Genomic DNA, 917 nt, shown 5'->3' with positions numbered 1-917 from the left:
TCTCCTATGTCACCTCCACAGCGACGTTGTCTGAACTCGCCGGGCAACAAAGGGTGAGTCGTTGGACACTTGATCGCCGATTCGAACCGTTTTGGCTCATCGACGTCCCCAACGACGGTGCCCCGCAGCGCGTCTACGATCAGATCTTCATCGACGGCACCTACACCGCGGCTGGCTGCCTACTTGTGGCAGCCAGCCGCGACCACGTCATTGCATGGCACTGGACCAAACACGAAACAGCCCACGCATACACGCAGCTACTTCGCAAAATCGCCGAACCACTCTGCGTCGTCCTCGACGGCGGACAAGGCGCACTCACCGCGATTAAAGCCTGCTGGCCAAACGCGATGATTCAGCGTTGTCTCGTCCATGCACAACGCGTCATCCGCCGCTACACCACTCACGGCCGCGCACCGACGCCGGCAAAACCATCTACGCACTGGCGCTGAAACTAACCCGTGTCACCACACTCGAACAGGCACGGGAGTGGACGCTACGTCTGCACGACTTCGGTCAGGTATTCAAAACATTCCTCAACGAGAAAACACCCGTGCCAAAAGAACGCCGAACACTCAATAACCAGTGGGAATGGACTCATCTGCGAATACGCAAAGCCTACAACTCACTGCTGCACCTATCGCGCAACAATTGGTTGTTTACTTACCTTAAGCCACCACCGAATGCGCTTGATCCTAAACGCTGGGCTTCAACGACAAACAGTCTTGAAGGCGGCATAAACGCCCAGCTCAAACGCATCGCCGATGCGCACCGAGGCAGGTCAGGGGAACGCCAACGAAAAATGCTCGAGTGGTACCTCCACACCAAAAAGCAACTGCCTGACGATCCGCTAAATATCGCCAGGCAGTGCAATTATGGCCAAGATCAACTCGCCAAAGTCAACTATCTTGCCGAAGAAG

General features: G+C 55.8%; 1 pseudogene. It reads left to right on the top strand.

The annotated features are described in order from the left end of the window. Nucleotides 1-917, top strand: a pseudogene (locus tag HMPREF3158_RS09055) (IS1249 family transposase); the annotation flags it as partial.

Source organism: Corynebacterium sp. HMSC06G04 (assembly GCF_001807365.1).
GTDB classification, from domain to species: Bacteria; Actinomycetota; Actinomycetes; order Mycobacteriales; family Mycobacteriaceae; genus Corynebacterium; species Corynebacterium simulans.
The sequence above is the reverse complement of the archived record's forward strand: the minus strand, read 5'-3'. Positions and strand labels throughout refer to the sequence as shown.